24 protein-coding genes are annotated in these 19302 nt (G+C 70.0%); 17 read left to right on the top strand and 7 right to left on the bottom strand.

Annotated elements, in window-relative coordinates:
- Positions 1-40: 40 nt before the first annotated feature.
- Together LT974_RS03205 and LT974_RS03200 are read left to right on the top strand one after the other, a co-directional pair.
- Positions 41-904, top strand: coding sequence for a cytochrome c oxidase subunit 3 (locus tag LT974_RS03205; RefSeq protein WP_232589224.1), 864 nt, complete (start codon positions 41-43; stop codon positions 902-904).
- A gap of 42 nt (positions 905-946) precedes the next feature.
- Positions 947-1777 (top strand): biotin--[acetyl-CoA-carboxylase] ligase, encoded by an 831-nt coding sequence (locus LT974_RS03200; RefSeq protein WP_232589223.1) that lies wholly within the window; start codon positions 947-949, stop codon positions 1775-1777.
- A 56-nt stretch (positions 1778-1833) separates the two neighbouring features.
- On the opposite strand, the gene coxB is transcribed toward LT974_RS03200, so the two are convergent.
- Positions 1834-2601 (bottom strand): cytochrome c oxidase subunit II, encoded by a 768-nt coding sequence (gene coxB, locus LT974_RS03195; RefSeq protein ID WP_232589222.1) that lies wholly within the window; start codon positions 2599-2601, stop codon positions 1834-1836.
- Positions 2602-2760: 159 nt separating this feature from the next.
- On the opposite strand from coxB, the gene cyoE reads away from it, so the two are divergent.
- Genes cyoE through LT974_RS03175 form a run of 4 tightly spaced genes read left to right on the top strand, consistent with a single transcriptional unit; the run spans position 2761 to position 6441 of the window.
- Positions 2761-4086, top strand: coding sequence for a heme o synthase (gene cyoE, locus LT974_RS03190; RefSeq protein WP_232590298.1), 1326 nt, complete (start codon positions 2761-2763; stop codon positions 4084-4086).
- Positions 4087-4743: a DUF7546 family protein gene (locus LT974_RS03185; protein WP_232589221.1), complete on the top strand. Its 657-nt coding sequence runs from the start codon at positions 4087-4089 to the stop codon at positions 4741-4743. It abuts the gene before it with no gap.
- Between the two features lie 49 nt (positions 4744-4792).
- Positions 4793-5701, top strand: a complete 909-nt coding sequence (locus LT974_RS03180) for an ABC transporter ATP-binding protein (protein ID WP_232589219.1) — start codon at positions 4793-4795, stop codon at positions 5699-5701.
- Entirely contained in the window at positions 5698-6441 is a 744-nt protein-coding gene (locus LT974_RS03175) for an ABC transporter permease (protein WP_232589218.1), read from the top strand. Before LT974_RS03180 ends, LT974_RS03175 begins: the two co-directional genes overlap by 4 nt.
- A 6-nt stretch (positions 6442-6447) precedes the next feature.
- On the opposite strand, the gene LT974_RS03170 is transcribed toward LT974_RS03175, so the two are convergent.
- Both LT974_RS03170 and LT974_RS03165 read right to left on the bottom strand, forming a co-directional pair.
- The gene (locus LT974_RS03170; RefSeq protein ID WP_232589217.1) at positions 6448-6855 is read right to left on the bottom strand and encodes a hypothetical protein; all 408 of its coding nucleotides are present in this window, start codon (positions 6853-6855) and stop codon (positions 6448-6450) included.
- Positions 6856-7073: 218 nt separating this feature from the next.
- Positions 7074-7676: a DUF420 domain-containing protein gene (locus tag LT974_RS03165; RefSeq protein WP_232589216.1), complete on the bottom strand. Its 603-nt coding sequence runs from the start codon at positions 7674-7676 to the stop codon at positions 7074-7076.
- A gap of 161 nt (positions 7677-7837) precedes the next feature.
- Here LT974_RS03165 and LT974_RS03160 point away from each other — a divergent pair, with 161 nt between their 5' ends.
- From LT974_RS03160 to LT974_RS03150, 3 genes are read left to right on the top strand one after another with little or no spacing between them, the layout of a single operon-like run.
- Positions 7838-8254, top strand: coding sequence for a cobalamin B12-binding domain-containing protein (locus LT974_RS03160; protein WP_232589215.1), 417 nt, complete (start codon positions 7838-7840; stop codon positions 8252-8254).
- A 1-nt stretch (position 8255) separates the two neighbouring features.
- Positions 8256-9236, top strand: coding sequence for a methylmalonyl Co-A mutase-associated GTPase MeaB (gene meaB / locus LT974_RS03155; protein WP_232590297.1), 981 nt, complete (start codon positions 8256-8258; stop codon positions 9234-9236).
- Positions 9237-9279: 43 nt separating this feature from the next.
- A complete protein-coding gene (locus tag LT974_RS03150) occupies positions 9280-10215 on the top strand; it encodes an alpha/beta fold hydrolase (RefSeq protein ID WP_232589214.1) in 936 nt (311 codons plus the stop codon).
- Here LT974_RS03150 and LT974_RS03145 read toward each other — a convergent pair.
- Genes LT974_RS03145 through LT974_RS03135 form a run of 3 tightly spaced genes read right to left on the bottom strand, consistent with a single transcriptional unit; the run spans position 10192 to position 12069 of the window.
- Positions 10192-10584, bottom strand: a complete 393-nt coding sequence (locus LT974_RS03145) for a Zn-ribbon domain-containing OB-fold protein (RefSeq protein WP_232589212.1) — start codon at positions 10582-10584, stop codon at positions 10192-10194. The genes LT974_RS03150 and LT974_RS03145 overlap by 24 nt on opposite strands.
- The gene (locus LT974_RS03140; RefSeq protein WP_232589211.1) at positions 10581-11750 is read right to left on the bottom strand and encodes a thiolase domain-containing protein; all 1170 of its coding nucleotides are present in this window, start codon (positions 11748-11750) and stop codon (positions 10581-10583) included. The genes LT974_RS03145 and LT974_RS03140 overlap by 4 nt, the downstream gene beginning before the upstream one ends.
- A gap of 43 nt (positions 11751-11793) precedes the next feature.
- A complete protein-coding gene (locus LT974_RS03135; protein ID WP_232589210.1) occupies positions 11794-12069 on the bottom strand; it encodes a DUF7111 family protein in 276 nt (91 codons plus the stop codon).
- Between the two features lie 148 nt (positions 12070-12217).
- Between LT974_RS03135 and LT974_RS03130 the strand changes: the two genes are divergently transcribed.
- The 3 genes from LT974_RS03130 (at position 12218) to LT974_RS03120 (ending at position 14581) form a co-directional block, all read left to right on the top strand.
- Positions 12218-12952 (top strand): AzlC family ABC transporter permease, encoded by a 735-nt coding sequence (locus tag LT974_RS03130; protein WP_232589209.1) that lies wholly within the window; start codon positions 12218-12220, stop codon positions 12950-12952.
- Positions 12945-13259, top strand: coding sequence for an AzlD family protein (locus LT974_RS03125; RefSeq protein WP_232589208.1), 315 nt, complete (start codon positions 12945-12947; stop codon positions 13257-13259). Before LT974_RS03130 ends, LT974_RS03125 begins: the two co-directional genes overlap by 8 nt.
- 113 nt (positions 13260-13372) lie before the next feature.
- Complete coding sequence (locus LT974_RS03120; RefSeq protein WP_232589207.1) at positions 13373-14581, top strand: DUF418 domain-containing protein; 1209 nt, start codon at positions 13373-13375, stop codon at positions 14579-14581.
- A 4-nt stretch (positions 14582-14585) separates the two neighbouring features.
- On the opposite strand, the gene LT974_RS03115 is transcribed toward LT974_RS03120, so the two are convergent.
- On the bottom strand, positions 14586-15740 hold the full coding sequence (locus LT974_RS03115; RefSeq protein ID WP_232589206.1) for an acyl-CoA dehydrogenase: 1155 nt from the start codon (positions 15738-15740) through the stop codon (positions 14586-14588).
- 275 nt (positions 15741-16015) lie between these two features.
- Here LT974_RS03115 and LT974_RS03110 point away from each other — a divergent pair, with 275 nt between their 5' ends.
- From LT974_RS03110 to LT974_RS03090, 5 genes are all read left to right on the top strand, one after another.
- Positions 16016-17065 carry a squalene/phytoene synthase family protein gene (locus LT974_RS03110; protein ID WP_232589205.1) on the top strand — a complete coding sequence of 350 codons (1050 nt, stop codon included), beginning with the start codon at positions 16016-16018 and terminating at the stop codon, positions 17063-17065.
- 40 nt (positions 17066-17105) lie between these two features.
- Positions 17106-17789: an acyl-CoA synthetase family protein gene (locus LT974_RS03105; RefSeq protein WP_232589204.1), complete on the top strand. Its 684-nt coding sequence runs from the start codon at positions 17106-17108 to the stop codon at positions 17787-17789.
- Between the two features lie 67 nt (positions 17790-17856).
- Complete coding sequence (locus tag LT974_RS03100; protein WP_232589202.1) at positions 17857-18042, top strand: hypothetical protein; 186 nt, start codon at positions 17857-17859, stop codon at positions 18040-18042.
- Complete coding sequence (locus LT974_RS03095; RefSeq protein WP_232589200.1) at positions 18042-18608, top strand: GNAT family N-acetyltransferase; 567 nt, start codon at positions 18042-18044, stop codon at positions 18606-18608. Before LT974_RS03100 ends, LT974_RS03095 begins: the two co-directional genes overlap by 1 nt.
- On the top strand, positions 18608-19279 hold the full coding sequence (locus tag LT974_RS03090) for a GNAT family N-acetyltransferase (RefSeq protein ID WP_232589199.1): 672 nt from the start codon (positions 18608-18610) through the stop codon (positions 19277-19279). Before LT974_RS03095 ends, LT974_RS03090 begins: the two co-directional genes overlap by 1 nt.
- Positions 19280-19302: the final 23 nt, after the last annotated feature.

Genomic DNA, 19302 nt, shown 5'->3' with positions numbered 1-19302 from the left:
GTTGGATGGGTTTTTAGTATTCGCCCCGCAACTCGCTGGTATGACCGTCACGGACGACTCAGAGGACCACGGCCACCACCTGCCGGCCGTGGAGGACTGGCCGAAGGGCTTCGGCGAGGCCAGCTGGTGGCCGTTCGTCACCGCCGTCGGTGCCGCCGGGTTCTACATCGGCGCCGCGCTGTACGTGCTCGGACAGAACGAGACGTTCGGGTTCGTCACTCCGATGGTCGGGCCGGCCGTCTTCGTGGGGAGCGTGTTCGTCTTCCTCGCGGGCCTGTACGGCTGGGTGTACCACGCCTTCGTGAAACACTTCTGGAGCCGGGAGACGACCGGCGGCGCGGCGCTCCGCTGGGGGATGATACTGTTCCTCGGCACGGAAATTGCGACGTTCGGTGCCGGGTTCGTCTACTACTTCTTCATCCGCGCGGGCTCGCAGTGGTCCCAAGCAGTCCAGCACGTCCCCGAGGGGTTCCTCGGCGCGCTCGTGCTCGCGAACACCGCCATCCTCGTGCTGTCCAGCATCACGCTGCACTTCGCGCACGTCGCGCTCCGGGAGGGCGACCGGTCGCGGTTCCTCTCGCTGCTCGTCTCGACGCTCGTGCTCGGCGTGATATTCATCGCCGGCCAGGTGTACGAGTACTACGAGTTCATCGTCCACGAGGGGCTGTCGCCGACCGGCGGCATCTTCGAGAGCGCGTTCTTCGGGCTGACCGGCCTCCACGGCCTCCACGTCTCCCTCGGTGCGGTGCTGCTGGCCATCGTGACCGTCCGCGCGTTCAAGGGCCAGTACTCCCACGAGCGCGACGTCTCCGTGGCCACCGTCTCGATGTACTGGCACTTCGTCGACGCCGTCTGGATCTTCCTCGTCGTCGTGCTGTACGCCGGCGCGATCGTCAGCTTCTAAGCGACCGCCGTCTTTTTTCGCGGCTGCCGCGAACCGGTAGTCATGACAGTCGACGCCGACCGACTGCGCTCGCTCGTCGACGCGCCGGTCGTCCACCGCGAGTCCGTCCCGAGTACGAACGACCTCGCGCGCACCGAGGGCCGCGACGGCGCAGCCCACGGCACGTTCGTCGTCGCGGACGAGCAGACTGCGGGCCGTGGTCGCACGGGGAACGTGTGGGCGTCGCCGCCGGGCGGCGTCTGGTCGAGCACGCTCGTCTACCCCGACTTCGACGCGAGCCACGTCGGCCGACTCACGTTCGCGGGCGGGCTCGCGGCCGCCGAGACAGTCGAATCGTTCGGCGTGGACGCGGCCCTGAAGTGGCCCAACGACGTGGTCGTCGGCGACGACGCGCGGAAGCTCTGCGGCGTGCTCACCGAAGCGGTCGTCGACGAGGTGCCGGTCGCCGGCAAGCCCGTCGACGAAGTGCTGCCCGGCACGGACCCCGCGGACGCGGAGTTGTCGTTCGCGGTGCTGGGCATCGGCGTGAACGCGGCCCTCGACCCGAGCGACCTCGACGTCGAGCGGGATGTGACGACGTTGCGGGCGGAAGTCGGGGACGTGGACGCGACGGCGATCGCAGCGACACTCCACGAGCGACTGATCGCCTGGGTCGAGCGCGTCGGGACCGACGACGGGTTCGCGGCGGCGCTGGACGCGTGGCGCGAACGGAGCGCGACGCTCGGCGAGCGCGTGCGCGTGGAGACGCGGGGCGGCGAGACGGTCGTCGGCGACGCCACCGGTGTCACGTCGCGTGGCGCGCTCGTCGTCGACACGGGCGACGAAGACGTCGCCGTCACGGAAGGCGAGTGCAGTCGGCTTCGACGCGCGTAGCTACGCGGCGAAGCGGCACGGAGCAGCGAGAAAGGAACGAGAGACGCGTCGCGTCGTTAAACGTCGATGGTCGTGTTCTCGGGGTCCTCGACCCACTCCTGGTAGGTGTCTTCCTCGACGACCGCGATGGTGCCGAGCATCTCGGAGTGGCCCTGGCCGCAGAACTCGGCGCAGTAGAGCTGGTAGGTGCCCTTCTCGTTGACCTCGGTGATGAGGTAGTTGGTCTGCCCGGGGACGGCGTCGGCCTTCAGGCCGATTTCGGGCGCGTGGAACGCGTGAATCACGTCCTGTGACTGCGTGCGTATCACGAGCTTCGTGTCCTCCGGGACCACCATCGGTTGGTTGCCGACGTCGACGTCGCCGGTCGCAGCGCCGGAGCTCACCGTGAGGTTCTCCTCGGGGTACTGGTAGTTCCAGTACCACTGGACGCCGACGGCGTCGACGACGACGGTGTCGTCTTCGGCCATCGCCGCCTGGGCGTCGGCCTGCGTCGCCGTGACCGACGGCTGTGCCATCACGCCGTAGGCGGCGACGCCGACGAACAGGAGGACGACGGCGGTGGCGACGGTCCACGTGATTTCGAGCCGGCGGTTCTCCTTGGTCGGTTTCGCCTCGTCGCTGTTCCGGAACTTCCACACCGTGTAGACGAGGATGCCCTCGACGAGCAGCGTGACGGGGAGCGCGGCCGCGAGCAGCATCGAGTTCAGGTTGCGGATGAGCTCCTCGGTCACCGACTGGTACTGCTGGGCAGCGACCGGGTCCACGAAGGCGGCGAGGAAGCCGACGGCGGCGACGAGAACGGGTACGAGCCGCTTGCCTCTCATACTATCGTGGTCGTTCGGAGCGGTTCCATAAATAGGTGCTGAATCGGGGCGTCGGCGAGTCGGATAGGCTAAGTGGGCCGCGGCGTAATCAGCCGACGAGAGACGTTCGTGACTCGAAACATCCCCGACCGGTTCACGGCGGTGCTCGCGGCGGCCGCGATGGGCGTCTACGCGCTGCTCGTCGTCGGCGCGACGGCCGCGCTGACGAACGCAGCCGCAGCGTGTCGCTCGTGGCCGGCCTGCGACGGACGCTGGTACGCCCTCGACTCGCTGTCGCTGGCGGTTGTCTGGGGCCACCGGACCGCCGCCGTCGTCACCGGCGTGCTCGTGCTCGCCGCCGCGGTGATGGCGTGGCGGCGTGACTCCTCCACACGCGTCCGCGCCGCGGTCACCGCCGCGCTGGCCGCCTACCCGGTCCAAATCGCGGTCGGCGCGCTCACCGCGACGACGCCGGCGTCGGCCGCGCTCGGCGGCGCACACCTCGCGCTCGGCGTGCTCATCTTCGCCGGCCTGGTCGCCGCGCTCGCGTGGACGCTGGAACTCCAGACGGGCCACCTCCCGTCCGCGGAGTGGGAGGGTGAGCCGAAAGGCGACGACGGCGACGACAGCGTCCCCGTTTCGGGGCCGCTGGCGACCGCGTACGCGTACTTCCGGCTGACGAAGCCGCGGCTGATGTGGCTGCTGTGCCTGGTCGCCGCCGCCGGCATGGCGCTGGCCGCTGGGCCGAGCCTCCGCGCGGAGACCGTTGTCGCGACGCTCGGCGGCGGCGTGCTCGCCATCGGCGCGTCGGGCACGTTCAACCACGTGCTCGAACGCGAGAAAGACCGGAAGATGTCCCGCACCGACGACCGGCCGCTGGCGACCGACCGCATCCCGAAGCGCAACGCCATCGCGTTCGGCGTGATGCTGGCGGCGGCGTCGCTGGCCGCGTTCTACTCGGTGAACCCGTTGACCGCGGCGCTCGGGTTCACCGCCATCGTGTTCTACTCGGTGGTGTACACGCTCGTGTTGAAGCCCAACACCCGACAGAGCACCGTCATCGGCGGCGCAGCGGGCGCGCTCCCCGCGCTCATCGGCTGGGCCGCGGTGACGGGCGACGTGGGCGTCGCGGGCCTCGCGCTCGCGGCGGTCATATTCCTGTGGACGCCCGCGCACTTCTACAACCTCGCGCTCGCGTACAAGGACGACTACGAGCGCGGCGGCTTCCCGCTGATGCCCGTCGTCAGCGGCGAAGCCACGACCCGCAAGCACATCGTCTACTACCTCGGCGCGACGCTCGTCGCCGCGGTGGCGCTGTCCGCGCTCGCTGGCCTCGGCGTGCTGTACGCGGCGACGACGGTCGTCTTCGGTGGCGTGTTCCTGTACGCCGCGATGCGCCTCCACCGGGAGCGCGACCGCGCCGCCGCGATGCGCGCGTTCCACGCGTCGAACGCCTACCTCGGCTGCCTGCTGGTGGCCGTCGTCGTGGACGCGATGGTGGTCTGAGTGGGCGCGTCAGTCTCGCTCTCCCCGAGCCGATTCCAGCCCACGCGGAAGACGCTGCTGTACGCCGCGTTCCTGCTGAACGGCGAACTCGCCGTCGTCCTGTTCTACTTCGCGGTGTCGGCGTCGGTCCCCACCGACCCCGTGGTGCTGGCGTACCCGTTCGTCTGGATCAACGCCTCCATCTGGGCCGTCTCCCGGGTGGACCTCCCGGATGCCTCCCGGCGACAGCGCGTGTTCGCACTCGGCGTCGGCCTCGCGTACTTCCTCCTCCTGGGGGGCGTCGGGGGCGTCTACATGTTCCACGGCGCTGGCCTCGGCGCGCGCATCTCGTGGCTCTCCCCCGGCTGGGGGCCCGCGCTCGTCTACAGCGGGTCCGCGCTCACAATCAGCCTCCTCCCGTTCAAGGTCGTCGGCTACGCGACGCTGGCGTACCTCGTCGCTGCCACCGTCCTCGACGCCGCGAAGACCGGCGTTGCGGGATTGCTCGGCCTGCTCGCGTGCGTGAGCTGCACGTGGCCGATAGCCGCGACCGTGTTCACGGGCGCGTTCGGCAGCGCGTCCGCGCTCGCCGCCGCCGCGCAGAACGAGCCGTACGGGCTCTCGACGGTCGTGTTCGTCTCCTCCGTGCTGTTGCTCGCGTGGCGGCCGACGCGGTAGCCGGCCGCGTTCCGCAGTCCTTTACGTGCGCGCCCGCCGACTCCACAGTATGACTCCCGTAGTCGTCGCCGAGGCCGTCGAGAAGGCCTACGGCGACACCACCGCCGTCGACGGCGTCTCGCTGTCGGTCGGCGAGGGCGAGGTGTTCGCGCTCGTCGGCCCGAACGGTGCGGGCAAGACGACGCTCGTGCGCTGTCTGACCGGCACGACGACGCCCGACAGCGGTCGAGTCGAGTTGCTCTGCGACGAGCCCAGCGAGACCAACGACCAGCGCGTCGGCCTACTGCCACAGGACTTCGCGCCACCGGACCGCCTCACTGCGGGCGAACTCGTCGGCTACTACGCCGGCCTCTACGACGACGCCCGCGACCCCGAGGCGGTCCTCGCGGAGGTCGGCCTCGACCCCGACACGGAGACGTGGTACGGCGACCTCTCTGGCGGCGAACAGCGCCGCGCGTGCGTCGCCGCCGCGCTCGTGAACGCGCCGGACGTGCTGTTCCTCGACGAGCCGACGACCGCCGTCGACCCCGCGGGCCGGCGCGCGCTCTGGCGCGTGTTCGAGGACCTCGCAGCGTCGGGCACCACCATCTTCCTCACGACGCACGACATGGCCGAAGCACAGCGCCTCGCGGACCGCGTTGCCCTGCTCGCGGACGGGCGGGTCGCGGCGACAGGAACCCCCCGAGAGCTCGTCGCCGAGCACGGCGGGGAGCCCCGGCTGGTCGTCGAACTCCCCGAGGAATCAGCGGAAGTACCCGACGTCCCAGGGTTCGACCCCGAGGTGACGCGGGAGGGATTCGTCTTCTCGGACGTCGCACCCGAGGGCATCGGCGACGTCGTGGCCGCGCTCGACGACGCCGGGGTCGAGTTCGAGGCGCTGTCGTGGCGCGAGCCGACGCTGGAGGACGCGTACCTCACGCTCGCCGGCGACATCGAGGGCGTGGAGGTGCAGCGATGAGCCGGCTGGCTCGCATCCGGGCGGAAGCGACCGCGGCCTACCGGACGTTCCTGCGGCGTCGAACGGCGGTGTTCTTCACGTTCTTCTTTCCGGTGTTGCTCATCGTCATCTTCGCCGGGCTCGTCCGCACGACGTCGGGCAGCGGCGGCCTGTTCACGGAGCCGACCGCGTACTACGTGCCGGCGTACCTCGCGACCGTCGTGCTGTTCACGCCGCTGTCCCGGGTCGGGAGCACGGTCGCGCGCCACCGCGAGGGAAACCGCTTCGAGAAGCTCTCGACGACGCCGCTGACCCGGGCGGAGTGGCTCGCCGCGCACACGCTCGTGAACGTCGTACTCATCGCCGCCGCGTCCGCCGTGCTGCTGGTCGCGCTGCTCGCGACCGGCGCGTCGTTCGCGCTCTCCCCGTGGCTCGCCGTGCTCGTGCCCGCGACGTCCGTAGTGTTCTGCGGCGTCGGCGCGGTCATCGGGAGTTACGCGGACGGCCAGGACGGCGCCATCGCCGCGAGCAACGGCATCGCGCTCCCAGTGCTGTTCCTCTCGGAGACGTTCGTCCAGCCCGACCTGTTCCCGGCGTGGTTCCGGCCAATCGTGGACCTCTCGCCGCTGGCGTACTTCGCACGTGGCGTCCGCGCAGCCACCACGCAGGGGGGCGACGTGACGACGAACACGGCGGTCGTCGTGGTGCTCGCGGTCGTCGCGTTCGCCGTCGGTACGCTCGCGATTCCGTGGACCGAGTGAGAAAGACTACGCCACGAATCCGGTTCGCTGGGTGACTGCGGCCGCGCCCGCGACGACCGACAGCACGACCGCGACGGCAGCGACGCCAACCCACAGCGTGAACGCGAGACTCGCCAACGCGCCCGCGAGCAGCCACTGCGCGACGCCGAGCGACACCGCGAGAACACCGGCGACGGCAGCGGTGCGCGCGGCGATGGATTTCGCTTGCACGACGCGGAGCGTGGTGGCGTCCGCCTGCGATTCGGCCGGCCCGAGAACCGCCTCCGCGCCGTCGCCTGCGACGAAGGTCGTGTTCCAGCAGCGCTCGCAGGGCGGGTCGGGCTCGGGCTGGCGCGTCCCGCAGGCCTTGCAGCGCCACACCTGTTCGTCGTCGGCGGCGTCCATGCTGGCGTCTTCTCCCGATTCCGCGAGCAAGTAGCTGTCGATGCCTCCGCGTTCGCGCCCGGATTTCTGCCGACTCCACAGCCGGTACGGGGTGGACTGAAAGGGGCGGGGCGCTCGACGAACCCAGCCGACGCAAGCACCGAGGGAGCACAGCGACCGAGGCGCGCAGCGAGGCTCGGGAGTCGAGCGCCCCGGGGCTTTCGAGGAAGTGTAGATAGCAGCGAGTCCTACGGCGTAGAGGACTCTGGCTAGCGCGGGACCCAGGAGTAGACGTGGTTGAGCATCCAGTAGGTGACGACGCCGAGGAACAGCGACAGCGACCACGCCGTCACGGCAATCCGGCCGTACTTGGCGTGGCTCGTTTCCCGCAGTTCCTCGGGGGTGTGCGTGAGGCCGAGCGTGATGGCGTAGAGGACGACGGGGACGGCGACGACGGAGAGGAAGATGTGGATGGCGAGCATGATGAGGTACAGAATCTCGACGACGCCCGCGTACCGGGCGAGGAACTGGCCTTCCTCGATGACGATGGACTTCTCGAAGCCGCCGCCGACTTTCCAGAGGTAGAGCACGAGGAACACGCAGATGAGCGCGAATGCGGTCAGCATCGCGGCGCGGTGTCTCCGGACGTCGCCGCGCTTGATGAAGGCCGCACCCACGAGTAGGCTGGTGAGCGCGAGCGTGTTCACGACGGCGATGGCGTCCGAGAACAGCAGCACGGTTTCGTCTGAGAGCGGCGGGAACAGCGGAACGATGCCGGAGAAGGCAGCGGCGACGAGCGCGTAGCCGACGACCGAGAGGACGACGGTGACGCGGCGCGGGTTCGCTCTCGCGTAGTCGGAGACGGAGGTCATGGGCGGACGTTCGGCCCCGTCCACAAACCCGCTTTCGCTTCGCGCGGGCGCCGCCCGTTCCGCGGCGTCGGTCCCGCCGCGCAACCGGAGTTTGGATAGTCCAAGCAAAACTGTAATAGAAGTCCGTTAGAGTGAAACACGTATGTGGCAAAATTCCGGCTATGAGCCACGAATCCCAGCGGAACATCCGGTGCCTGGTGGCCAAAGTCGGACTCGACGGCCACGACCGGGGCGCTCACGTCATCACGCGGGCGTTCCGCGACGCCGGATTCGAGGTCATCTACTCGGGCCTCCACAAGGCCCCCGAGGAAATCGTTCAGGCGGCCGTCCAGGAGGACGTCGACGTGCTCGGCATCTCCATTCTCTCGGGCGCGCACAACACGCTCGTCCCGAAAGTCGTCGAAGGCCTCGAAGCGTACGACGCCTTCGATGACACCCTCATCATCGTCGGCGGCATCGTCCCCGACGAGGACCGCGAGGGCCTGGAGGAGGCGGGCGTGGACGCCATCTTCGGGCCGGGGACGCCGATGGAGGAGACCATCGAGTTCATCCGGGAGAACGTGACGCGGCGTGACTGAGATGGCCGCCCAGGACGCCCCCGACCTCGTGGACGAGCTGCTCGCCGGGAAGCACCGGGCGCTCGCGCGGGCCATCACGCGCATCGAGAACCGGTCGCCGGGCTACCGTGACCTCGTCGCCGCGCTCTACCCGCACACGGGCGGCGCGGACGTCATCGGCATCACTGGCAGCCCGGGCTCCGGGAAGTCGACGCTCGTGGACAAGATAGCGAAGGCGTACCGCGACCGCGGGCTCACCGTCGGCGTCATCGCCGTGGACCCGTCGTCGCCGTTCACGGGCGGCGCGGTGCTCGGGGACCGCATCCGGATGGCCTCCACCGCGACCGACATGGACGTGTTCTTCCGGTCGATGTCCGCGCGCGGCAGCCTCGGCGGCCTCTCGACGGCGACCGCGGACGCCGTGAAGGCCCTCGATGCGTTCGGGAAGGACAAAATCATCATCGAGACGGTGGGCGCCGGGCAGAACGAGGTCGACGTCGTGAAGACCGCAGACACGGTCGCCGTGCTCGTGCCGCCCTCCTCCGGCGACGACGTCCAGATGCTGAAGGCGGGCATCCTCGAAATCGGGGACGTCTTCGTCGTGAACAAGGCCGACCTCGCCGGCTCGGACAAGACCGTCACCGAACTGAAGAACATGCTCGACATGCGCGAGGGCGAGCCCGGCGACTGGAACCCCGAGGTCGTCGAGACGATTGCGAACAGCGGCGAGGGAGTAACCGAATTCCTCGACGTGCTCGACGCCCACACCGACTGGCTCGACGAGTCGGGCCGCCGCGAAACCAAGCGCCACCAGCGCCACGCCGAGGAACTGCGGAACCTCCTCCGGGAGGACGCCAGCGAACTCGTCGAGGACGAACTCGACGCGCGCGGCGGCATCGACGACCTCGTCGAGCGCATCGATGCCGGCGAGACGACGCCGTACGAGGTCGCCGACGACGTGGTCGAACCGCTCGCGGACTGCCTCGACCAGCAGCGCGGCTGAGCCCGTCACAACGGCTAAGCGACTGGCGGCTGAACCGTCCCGTATGCGACTTCGTAGACTCCTCGCTGGCGCTGTCGGCACCGTCGCGGCCGCGGACCTCCTCGACCGCGGCCTCCGCGCGAAGGCCGGCGAGTTGCCGCCGGCGCTCGCGGGCGCACAGGACACCTACCGGTGGCGAGGGTTCGACGTGGCCTACACCGAGGCCGGCGACCCCGACCGTCCGGACGTGGTCTGCCTGCACGGGGTTCACGCCGCCGCGTCGAGTTGCGAGTTCGCGGGCGTCTTCGACGCACTCGCCGAGGACTACCACGTGATTGCACCCGACCTGCCGGGGTTCGGGCGGACCGACCGCCCGCCGGTCGCGTACACGTCCTCGCTGTACGAGGAGTTCGTCGCGGACTTCGTCGCCGAGGTCGCCGACGACCCGGTCGTCCTCGGGAGTTCCCTCTCCGGCGCGTGGGCGGCGATTGCCGCCGAGGAGGCGGACGTCTCCGGGCTGCTGCTCGTCTGTCCGACCGCAGACACCGGCCCGCGACGACCGTGGCTGCGCGCGCTGCTCCGCTCGCCCGTGCTCGGCGCGGCGGCGTTCGACGCGCTGACCGCGAAGGCGTCGCTGCGGTTCTTCGACGAGCGCGACGCCTTCTACCACCCCGAGCGCATCCCCGAGGGCCTCGTGGACTACCAGTGGCGGACCGCCCACCAGGAGGGCGCGCGGTTCGCGCCTGCGTCGTTCGTCGGCGGTTACCTCGACGCCGATGTCGACCTCGGTGCAGAACTCCGCGAGCGCGACTGCCCGGTGACGCTCGTCTGGGGCCGGGAAGCCACCATCTCGACGCTCGCCGCCGGTCGGGACGTCGCCGAGGGCGCGGACACGCGGCTGGTCGTCGTCGACGAGACGCGCCTGCTCCCGCACGCAGAACAGCCCGAGGTGTTCCTCGACGCGGTCCGCGAGGACCTACCGCGGCTCGAAGACCACTAGCCGCTCGCCCCGCGTCTCCGTCTCACTGACCACTGGCTCGACTTTTAGCCCGATTTCGACGTCCTCGACGTCCGCCAGCACCTGTCCCGTGAGCCGCACGGGGCCGAAGTCCACGACGGCGGTGACGTAGGGCGCGTCGTCGGCGAACGACGGCGCGGGAACGTGGACCTTCGTGTACGTCGCCACCTCACCGGATTCTGGAAGTGGTGTTTCGGCGAGGTCGGCGCTCCCGCACTCCGGGCAGACGCGCCGCGGCGGCAGGCTCCCGTGGCCGTTCGCACACTCCACGTAGTAGCTGTCACCCTCAGCGAGCGCGTCGAGGAACTCGTCGAAGCCCGCGTCGCGCACGGATTCGCCGTCTTCGGTCATTCTGCGACCTCCTCCAGGACGTGAACCACGGCACTCGCCACCGTCCCACCGGCGTTGTGCGCGACGCCGACGCGCGCCTCGGGGACGTGCTCGCTGTTGACGTGGTCGCCGCGCAGCAGTTTCGTGAGTTCGGCGACCTGACTCGTTCCGGTCGCGCCGACCGGGTGGCCCTTCGCTTTGAGGCCGCCGGAGAGGTTCACGGGAAGGTCGCCGTCCTGCGTGGTAATCCCGTCGCGGGCGGCCGTGATGCCCTCGCCAGTCTCGAAGAGGCCCAGCGACTCCAGCGCGAGCACTTCCGCGATGGTGAAGCAGTCGTGGACCTCCGCGACGTCAACGTCGTCGGCCGTGACGCCGGCGTCCGCGTAGGCTTCCTCGGCGGCCTCGGTGGCGGCAGGGGAGGTAGCGACGTTCTCGCGGTCCTGTAGGGCCATCCGGTCGCCGCCCTGCCCGGTCCCGGTAATCGCGACGCCCGCGTCGAGGTCGTGCGCCTCGGCGTACGCCTCGCTGACGAGGACGACCGCGCTCGCCCCGTCGGTCACGGGACAGGCGTCGTAGAGGTGCAGCGGGTCCGCGACCGCCGGCGAGTCCAGCGCCGCCTCCACGGTGATTTCGCGCTGGTACTGCGCGTGGTCGTTGTCGACGGCGTTGGCGTGGTTCTTCACCGCGACGTGCGCGAGGTCCTCGCGCGTGCCGCCGAACTGCTCGAAGTACGCCGTCGCCATCATCGCGTACGCGCCGGGGAACGTGACGCCCGCGCGTACCTCGTACAGTTCGTCCGCGGCGATGGCCAGCGCCTCCGTCGACCCGGCCGTCGAGAGGTTCGTCATGCGTTCGGACCCACCGGCCACGAGCACGTCGGCCTCGCCGTTCCGAACGTCGCGGACGGCCTGCCGGAGCGCAACGCCGCTGGAGGCACACGCGCTCTCGTAGCGCGTCGCGGGCGCGTGCACGCCCAACGCCTCCGCGGCGAGCGGCCCCTGGTGGCCCTGGTGCTCGCTCAACTCGCCCATGAAGTTGCCGTAGTAGACGCCCTCGACGTCGTCGCGGGCGACGCCAGCGTCCTTAATGGCGGTCGCCCCCGCCTCCGCGAACAGGTCGCGGCTCGTGCGCTCGGGGTGGCGGCCGAACTTCGTGATTCCGGCACCGGCCACGCGAACCTTGGTCATGGCTCACGATTGTTCGAGCGGGGTCAAAAGGTGTGGGGAACCCCTACATCCCCATGTCCGCGGCGGCATCCGGAACCGGGAGGTCGTTGGGGTCCACGCCGAGCAGCTCCGCGGCGTGGTCCAGGGCCATGTCGAAGCCGTAGTACCGCTCCAGTTCGTCGCCGTCCGCGGTCGGACGCACCTTCAACATCGCGTACCCCTCGACGTTCTGCGCGACGACGGCCGTCCGGCCGTCGCGCTCGAACGCCAGCACGCGCTCGGTGTCGGTCTCGGAGTAGCGGGCGGTGACGTCGCCGGCTTCGGCGGTCTCCTCGGTCATCGTCGGGGGTTCGGCCGGCCGGCGGAAAAACACGACGGGTCCGCGCTCGCCGCGGACGAGCCGACCGACGGCACCGCCGTCACCGAATCGTTAACACCACGGCGGGCTTGCGTCGAACTGATGCGAGTCGTCACGCGGAGGGGTAGCGTTGGCTGAAGGCGAACCGACCACCGAGCACAGCGATAGGGACGGCGTGCAGTCCGTGGAGTTCACCGCGGCAGGCGTCCGCGAGGGATTCGTCGCGGGGTTCCCCGTGGCGGTCGGCGTCGCGGGCTACGGCGTCGTCTTCGGCGTGGTCGCGCGCCGCGCGGGGTTGAGCGTCGCCGAAGCCGGACTGATGAGCGCGACCGTGCTCGCGGGCGCCGCACAGTTGGTCGCCGTCGAACTGTGGGCAGACCCGATTCCCGTGGTCGCGGTGGTCGCGACGACCGCGCTCGTGAACCTCCGGTACGTGCTGATGGGCGCGGCGTTGCGGCCGTGGCTCCAGCAGGTCACCGTGCCGCAGGCGTACACGAGCGTGTTCTTCTTCGCCGACGAGAACTGGGCGCTGTCCATCGGCACGCTGCGCGCCGGGAGCAGCAACGGTGCGTTCCTGTTCGGGAGCGGCGTCGTGCTCTGGCTGCTGTGGATAGCCTCGACCGTCGTCGGCGCGACTGCCGGTGACCTCGTCGGCGACCCCGCGACGTACGGCCTGGACTTCGTCGCGACCGCGCTGTTCCTCACGCTCGCCGCCGGCTTCTGGGAGGGGACAGAGTCGCTGCGGCCGTGGGTCGTCGCGGCCACCGCCGCGCTCGCCGTGCACGCCGTCGTCCCGGGCGAGTGGTACATCCTCGCCGGCGCGCTCGCCGGCGCCGCAGTAGAGGTGGTGACCTACGATGATTGACGCGCTCAGCCTCGACCCGACCGTCGTCGCCGTGATTCTCGCGATGGCCGCCGTGACGTACGCAACGAAGGCGGGCGGCTTCTGGCTGCTCGGGCGCGTCGACCTCTCCGAGCGCGCGGAAGCCGGCATCGACGTGCTCCCGGGGGCAGTCGTCGTCGCGTTCGTCGCGCCCGCGCTCGCCGAGGGCGGGATTCCCGAGTGGGTCGCCGCCGTGGCGACCGTCGCCGTCGCGCGCAAGACCGGGAACCTGCTCGTGTCGCTGGCGGTCGGCGTCGCCGTCGTGCTCGCGGTCCGGAGCGTGCTGTAGCCGCGGGTCGGCGCCTGCACCACACCTTTTGTGTCGGCTCCCTAACGAACCAGTCGAGTGATGGGCGACCACCCGGCGGACCGGCACGGGAGACGCGAGTCGGAGCGCGGCAGATGAGCGGCGATGGCGGACCGACGCCCCCGTCCGAACGCGTCGTCGGCCTCGACGCTCTCCGCGGGTTCGCGCTGCTCGGCATCCTGGTCGTCAACGTCCGGCTGTTCTCGATGCCCGAAGTCGTGTTGCTCAACCCGACGGCGTACGGCGACTTCACGGGCGCGAACTACTGGGCGTGGTTCGCCGGCCACGTGCTCGTCGAGCAGAAGTTCATCACGCTGTTCACGCTGCTGTTCGGCGGCGGCATCGCGCTGTTCACCCGCAATCGCGAGCGCCGCGGCGACCCAGTGCTCGGCCTTCACCTCCGACGGTCGGGCTTGCTCGTCGCGTTCGGTCTCCTGCACGCCTACCTGCTGTGGTACGGCGACGTGCTCGTCGCGTACGGCGTCACCGCGCTCTGGGTCGTCTCCGCGCGCCACGAAACCGCGCGGCGGCAAGCGGTGCTCGGGCTCGGCCTGCTCGTCGTGCCGTCCGCGACGCAGGTGCTGTCCGTACTGTTCGCGGACCTCTCGGCGTTCGCGCAGACGTGGCAGCCGGCCGAGGCAGCGCTCCGCACGGAAGTCGAGACGTACCGGAGCGGCTGGCTCGCACAGATGGCCCACCGCGTGCCGACCGCGTTCGAGCGCCAGACGGCCGGCTACCTCGCGTCGACGGGGTGGCGCGTGAGCGGGTCGATGCTGCTCGGGATGGCGCTGTTCGAGTGGGGCGTGCTGACGAACGACCGCTCGCGGCGATTCTACCGGCGACTCGCGGCAGCCGGCGGCGTCACCGGGCTCGCAGTCGTGCTCGCCGGCGTCTGGTACGTCGAAGCCAGCAACTGGACCCCGGCCGCGGGCCTGCTCTGGCGGCAGTTCAACTACTGGGGGAGCCTCCCGCTCGCCGGCGCGTACGTCGCGCTCGTCATGCTGTACGCGCAGCGACGACCCGACGGCGTGCTGACGCGCACGCTGGCGGGCACCGGCCGCACCGCCTTCAGCAACTACCTCCTCCAGAGCCTGCTCGCCACGTGGATTTTCTACGGGCACGGCCTCCGGCTGTTCGGCCGCGTAACCCGGTTCGAAGCGCTCGGCATCGTCGCCGCCATCTGGGTCGTGCAGGCCGCCCTCTCGATGCTCTGGCTACGACAGTTCCGCTTCGGGCCGATGGAGTGGCTCTGGCGCACGCTCACGTACGGCGAGCGCCAGCCGCTGCGAATCCAGCAGGAGTAGTCCGCTACTTCAACAGCCGCTGCGCGATCGTATTTCGGAGTACCTCGCTGGTGCCCTCGTAGATTTCGTTGAGCTTCGCGTCCCGGTAGTAGCGTTCGACCGCGAAGTCCTTCGTGTAGCCGTAGCCGCCGTGAATTTGGATGCCCTCGTTGGTGACCTCCCGGCTGATTTCGGAGGCGTAGAGTTTGGCCTGCGCGGCGTCCTTGACGAAGTCCTCGCCGCGCATCTTCTTGTCCGCGGCGCGGTGCATCAGCAGCTTCGCGGACTGAATCTTCGTGTCCATGTCCGCGAGCTTGTGCTGAATCGCCTGGAAGTCGCTGATGGGTTGGTCGAACTGCTCGCGGGCCTGCGCGTACGTGAGGCTGTCGTCGAGGGCTGCGCGCGCCAGCCCGATGGAGCGCGCGGCGATGGTGATGCGGCCGCCGTTCAGCGTTTCGAGTGCCTGCTGGAAGCCCTCGCCTTCCTCGCCGAGCAGGCGGTCCGCGGGGATTCGCATGTCGTCGAAGCGCAGTTCCGCGGTCGGACAGCCCTTGTCGCCGAGCTTGTCCTCCGTGCCCTCGACGTGGAAGCCGTCGTCCTCGTCGGGGCGCACGACGAACGACGAGATGCCACGGTGGCCGGCGTCGGGGTCGGTCTTCGCGAACAGCGTAAGCGTGTCCGCGACGCTCCCGTTCGAAATCCAGAGCTTCTCGCCGTTTATCACGTACTCGTCGCCTGCGTGCCCGCTGGCACGTTCGGCAGTCGTCTCCATCGACGGAACGTCCGAGCCCGCACCCGCCTCCGAGAGCGCGAACGCGCCGATGTCGTCGCCGCGGTTCATCGCCGCGAGGTACTCGGCCTTCTGGTCGTCGTCCCCGTACTGGTAGAGCATGTTCCCCGCGAGGCTCGTGTGCGCCGCGACGACCGTGCCGAGTCCGCCGCTCCCCCGGGAGAGCTCTTCGAGCGCGATGGCGTAGGAGTGGTAGTCCAGGCCCGCGCCGTCGTACTCCTCGGAAAACGGCATCCCCATCAGGCCGAGGTCGCTCATCTCCTCGATCAGGTCCCGCGGGAACTCGTCGTCGTGGTCGATGTCCGCGGCGCGCGGAATCACTTCCTCGTCGACGAAGTCAGAGACCATCTCCTTGATTTGGCGCTGTTCGTCGCTGAGGCTGAAGTCCATACGCGAATCTTGCCGGGTCGTTCCTTTAGTTTTCCTATGAGCGTGGCCGAGCGAAGCGAGGCCACGTTTCCGCAAACGCGGAGCACCACGATGCGTGAGCAGCGTGCTCGACCGAAGGGAGAGCACGTTTCCGCAAACGCGGAGCACCACGATGCGTGAGCAGCGTGGGAGAGCCATCACTAATCGCACTACGAGCAGCATGGGTGGGATTCGTCGGTTCGCCGAACCGTCCCCCGTCCCTTTTTGCGCGTGGTCCCCGTAACGGGGGTATAGCGATGGTCGGAGGCCACCCACAGTCCCCCCAGCCCGCGACCGACGAGCGCGCGTGGTGCCACGACGCCGTGCAGGACGTCTCCCGCACGTTCGCGTTGACTATCGACGCGCTCGAAGAGCCGATGGCGACGCGCATCTGCGTCGGCTACCTGTTGTGCCGCGTGGCGGACACCGTCGAGGACGCCACGTCGATACCGCCCGCCGAGCAGGCCGCGCTCCTGCGGACGTACGACCGCGTACTCGACCCCGGCGACGAGACGGGTATCGCGGCGTTCCAGGAGGACGTGGAGCCACACCTGCCGGCCGAACTGGACGCCGACTGGACGGTCGTCGCCGAGGCCTCGCGGGTCCTGCGGGCGTTCGAGAGCCTCGACGCGGACGCGCAGGCCGCGATTCGGCCGACCGTCCGCGAGATGACGACGGGGATGGCGTCGTTCGTGGAGCGGTACGCCGAGGACGGCGGCCTCCGCATCCAGTCCGTGGAGGAACTCGAGGAGTACTGCTGGTACGTGGCGGGGACGGTGGGGGAACTCGTCACGGAACTACTGGCGGCGGACGCGGCCCGCGAGGAGGCGGCGACGATGCGCGAGCACGCGCGGTCGTTCGCGCTTCTCCTCCAGTTGGTGAACGTCGCCAAAGACGTCCGGCCGGACTACCACGAGGAGAACAACGTCTACCTGCCGGCATCGTGGCTGGACGAGGCGGGTGTCGACCCGGACGCGGTTGCGGACCCGTCGAACGCCGACGGCGTGGGGAGCGTCGTCGAGCGCGTCGTCGACCGCGCACGGGGGTACGCGGACGGCGCGCAGCGGTGGCTGGAGGCGATGCCGACGACCAGCGGGAACACGCTGGCGGCGTGGACGGTGCCGTACCTGCTGGCGGTCGGGACGATGCGGGAACTCCGAAGCCGACCCGGGGACGTCGTCGTGGACGGCGACGTGAAGGTCTCGCGCGACGAGGTGCACGCGGTGCTGGCGCGCGTCACGGACGACTTCGACCGGGCGGCGCTGGACCGCCTGCGCGAGCGCATCGCGAGCCAGTCGCTGGCCTGAACCCGGAACGCGTTAGTCGCTGCCGGCGCGAGCCCTTCTCATGGAGACAGTCGCTGACGTCGTCGCGAGTCTCGACGACCCGGACCGGCCGGTCGTGCGCGCCGACCGCGTCCACGGCGCCCGCGAGTTCCGGTCGCAGACGTACAAGACCGGGAACGCGCTGCGGCACTGTGGCGTGCGCGAGGAAGCCGGCGTCGCGATTCTGGACGTGCCCGCGCCCGCCGCGCTGCAGACGTTCCTCGGCGCGGCGCTGCTCGGCGCGACCGTGGAGTTCGAGCCGGACCGCGTGGTCGAGGCGCGCGTGCTCGCGGGGCCGACCGCGGAACTCGGCGAGTACGACCTGCCGCCGGGCGGCCAGCGCGTCGGCTGGGGGGAGCCGCCCGCGGACCCGTCGTGGATGTACTTCGAGCGCGACGTGTGGAGCGAGAACCCGACGTTCCCGGAGCCGTCGGTCACGCCGGAGACCGAACTGCTCGCCGGCGTCACACACGGCGAAGCGGTCGAGGCGGCACAACGGGTCGTCGAGCGCTACGACGCGGACGACCGAGTCGCGGTGCGCGCGCCGCTCGCTGAGCCGGGGACAATCATCGCGGGCATCCTCGCGCCGCTGCTCGCGGGCGCGTCGATAGTGCTGCCGCCCGCTGGGGGCGCGGGAACGGTCACGGTTGCGACCGGTGACGCGCCCGAGGACCGCGTGGTCGCGCCGGGCGACGCCGCGCCGTAGCCGACCGTCCGTGAATGGGGACCAATCTCGCGGAACTGCTATTATCCGGGGGTGAAATGGGTGACACATGCCAGATGCAGTAATCTGCTGGGGTGGCCGAGCCTCCACGGGCGCGGCCGACTCCGAGCGCGCCGACGGCGCCCCCGAGGGCGACGAGCGCGACGGAAGCACCCAGTGCGGTACGCATCGAACAGCGGAAGCGAGCGGCCCCGAATCGAGCGGCGACGCACACAGCGACGTGGTGAGCGAGTGATGCCCGGGCCGATACTCGAAGTCAGCGACGACCTCGTCCTGCGGACCGTCGAGCGCGACGACGCGGCGTTCCTCCAGCGCTTGTTCACGGACCCGTACGCGCGCCTCGGCCTCCACGCGGGCGGCCACAAGAGTGAGGCACAGGTCGAGGAGTTCGTCGAAGAGGAAGTCGAGGACGAGTCCAACGCGGCCTACCTCGCGTGCGTGGACGAGGATGACGCGCCCTACGACCACCCCGACGACGAGGAAACGACACCCGTCGCGTTCGTGTTCGCGAGCCACGTCGACCGCGACCGGCCGGGGCTCGTGCTCTGGGTGCCCGAGGAGCACCGCGGCGAGGGCCACGGCGCTGCCGCAGTCGACCTCGCTCTGAAGGGGCTGTTCCGGACGTACGACGCCCACACCGTCGGCGCCGAAGTGCTCGACGGCGACGACTACACGCGAGCCGCGTTCGAGACTGTCGGCTTCACCGACGAGGGCCGCGGCCGCGAGGTGTGGTTCGCGGAGGGCGAGTACCAGGACGCCGTGGAGTACGGCTTGCTCCGCGAGGAGTGGGAGGGTCGATAATGCCCGGGCCAGTCGTCACCGAGGGCGAGCTCGTCACGTTCCGCACCGTCGAGCGCGACGACGCGGCGTTCATCCAGCGCTCCTGTACGGACCCCCGCATCCGCTACTCGCTGGGCTCGATTCACCACCGTTCGCGCGCCCAGCAGGAGGAAGGCATCGAGGAGTGGATAGAGAGCGAGGGCACGGCGACGTTCGTCGCGTGCGATGACGGCGCGGCGGAAACCGCCGCGAAACAGTCGAGCAGCGAGGGACGAAGTCCCTCGGACCGTTCGAGCGGGCCGAGCCCGCGAGAAGACGGCGACGAGCTGCGAGACGAGGAAGGTGCGCCCCGCGGCCACCCCAACGAGGAGGAGACCACGCCTATCGGGAGCTTCAACGCGCGCCACGTGGACGGCGACCGCGTGTGGCTGTCGTACTGGCTGCTCCCCGAGTACCACGGCGAGGGGTACGGCCGCGACATGGCCGAGACGGGCATCGACTACGTCTTCGAGAACTACGACGTCCACGGCATCACCGCGGGCGCCTACGAGTTCAACGACGCCTCCCGCGGGCTGCTGGAGGCGATGGGGTTCACGCAGGTCGCGCGCCGCCGCGAGTCCCGGTACATCGACGGCGACTACTACGACGAGGTGCGCTACGACCTCCTGCGCCGCGAGTGGGCAATACAGTAACCCTTTTTTGCGCGTGCTCGGTC

Source organism: Halobacterium noricense, from assembly GCF_021233435.1.
GTDB classification, from domain to species: Archaea; Halobacteriota; Halobacteria; order Halobacteriales; family Halobacteriaceae; genus Halobacterium; species Halobacterium noricense.
This window is presented reverse-complemented; position numbering and strand designations above follow the sequence as displayed.

Coding starts and splice junctions, on each gene's coding strand:
- LT974_RS03205 (WP_232589224.1), top strand. CDS start 41: ATGACCGTCACGGACGACTCAGAGGACCACGGCCACCACCTGCCGGCC.
- LT974_RS03200 (WP_232589223.1), top strand. CDS start 947: ATGACAGTCGACGCCGACCGACTGCGCTCGCTCGTCGACGCGCCGGTC.
- coxB (WP_232589222.1), bottom strand. CDS start 2,601: ATGAGAGGCAAGCGGCTCGTACCCGTTCTCGTCGCCGCCGTCGGCTTC.
- cyoE (WP_232590298.1), top strand. CDS start 2,761: ATGGGCGTCTACGCGCTGCTCGTCGTCGGCGCGACGGCCGCGCTGACG.
- LT974_RS03180 (WP_232589219.1), top strand. CDS start 4,793: ATGACTCCCGTAGTCGTCGCCGAGGCCGTCGAGAAGGCCTACGGCGAC.
- LT974_RS03175 (WP_232589218.1), top strand. CDS start 5,698: ATGAGCCGGCTGGCTCGCATCCGGGCGGAAGCGACCGCGGCCTACCGG.
- LT974_RS03165 (WP_232589216.1), bottom strand. CDS start 7,676: ATGACCTCCGTCTCCGACTACGCGAGAGCGAACCCGCGCCGCGTCACC.
- LT974_RS03160 (WP_232589215.1), top strand. CDS start 7,838: ATGAGCCACGAATCCCAGCGGAACATCCGGTGCCTGGTGGCCAAAGTC.
- meaB (WP_232590297.1), top strand. CDS start 8,256: ATGGCCGCCCAGGACGCCCCCGACCTCGTGGACGAGCTGCTCGCCGGG.
- LT974_RS03150 (WP_232589214.1), top strand. CDS start 9,280: ATGCGACTTCGTAGACTCCTCGCTGGCGCTGTCGGCACCGTCGCGGCC.
- LT974_RS03145 (WP_232589212.1), bottom strand. CDS start 10,584: ATGACCGAAGACGGCGAATCCGTGCGCGACGCGGGCTTCGACGAGTTC.
- LT974_RS03140 (WP_232589211.1), bottom strand. CDS start 11,750: ATGACCAAGGTTCGCGTGGCCGGTGCCGGAATCACGAAGTTCGGCCGC.
- LT974_RS03135 (WP_232589210.1), bottom strand. CDS start 12,069: ATGACCGAGGAGACCGCCGAAGCCGGCGACGTCACCGCCCGCTACTCC.
- LT974_RS03125 (WP_232589208.1), top strand. CDS start 12,945: ATGATTGACGCGCTCAGCCTCGACCCGACCGTCGTCGCCGTGATTCTC.
- LT974_RS03120 (WP_232589207.1), top strand. CDS start 13,373: ATGAGCGGCGATGGCGGACCGACGCCCCCGTCCGAACGCGTCGTCGGC.
- LT974_RS03115 (WP_232589206.1), bottom strand. CDS start 15,740: ATGGACTTCAGCCTCAGCGACGAACAGCGCCAAATCAAGGAGATGGTC.
- LT974_RS03110 (WP_232589205.1), top strand. CDS start 16,016: ATGGTCGGAGGCCACCCACAGTCCCCCCAGCCCGCGACCGACGAGCGC.
- LT974_RS03105 (WP_232589204.1), top strand. CDS start 17,106: ATGGAGACAGTCGCTGACGTCGTCGCGAGTCTCGACGACCCGGACCGG.
- LT974_RS03100 (WP_232589202.1), top strand. CDS start 17,857: ATGCCAGATGCAGTAATCTGCTGGGGTGGCCGAGCCTCCACGGGCGCG.
- LT974_RS03095 (WP_232589200.1), top strand. CDS start 18,042: ATGCCCGGGCCGATACTCGAAGTCAGCGACGACCTCGTCCTGCGGACC.
- LT974_RS03090 (WP_232589199.1), top strand. CDS start 18,608: ATGCCCGGGCCAGTCGTCACCGAGGGCGAGCTCGTCACGTTCCGCACC.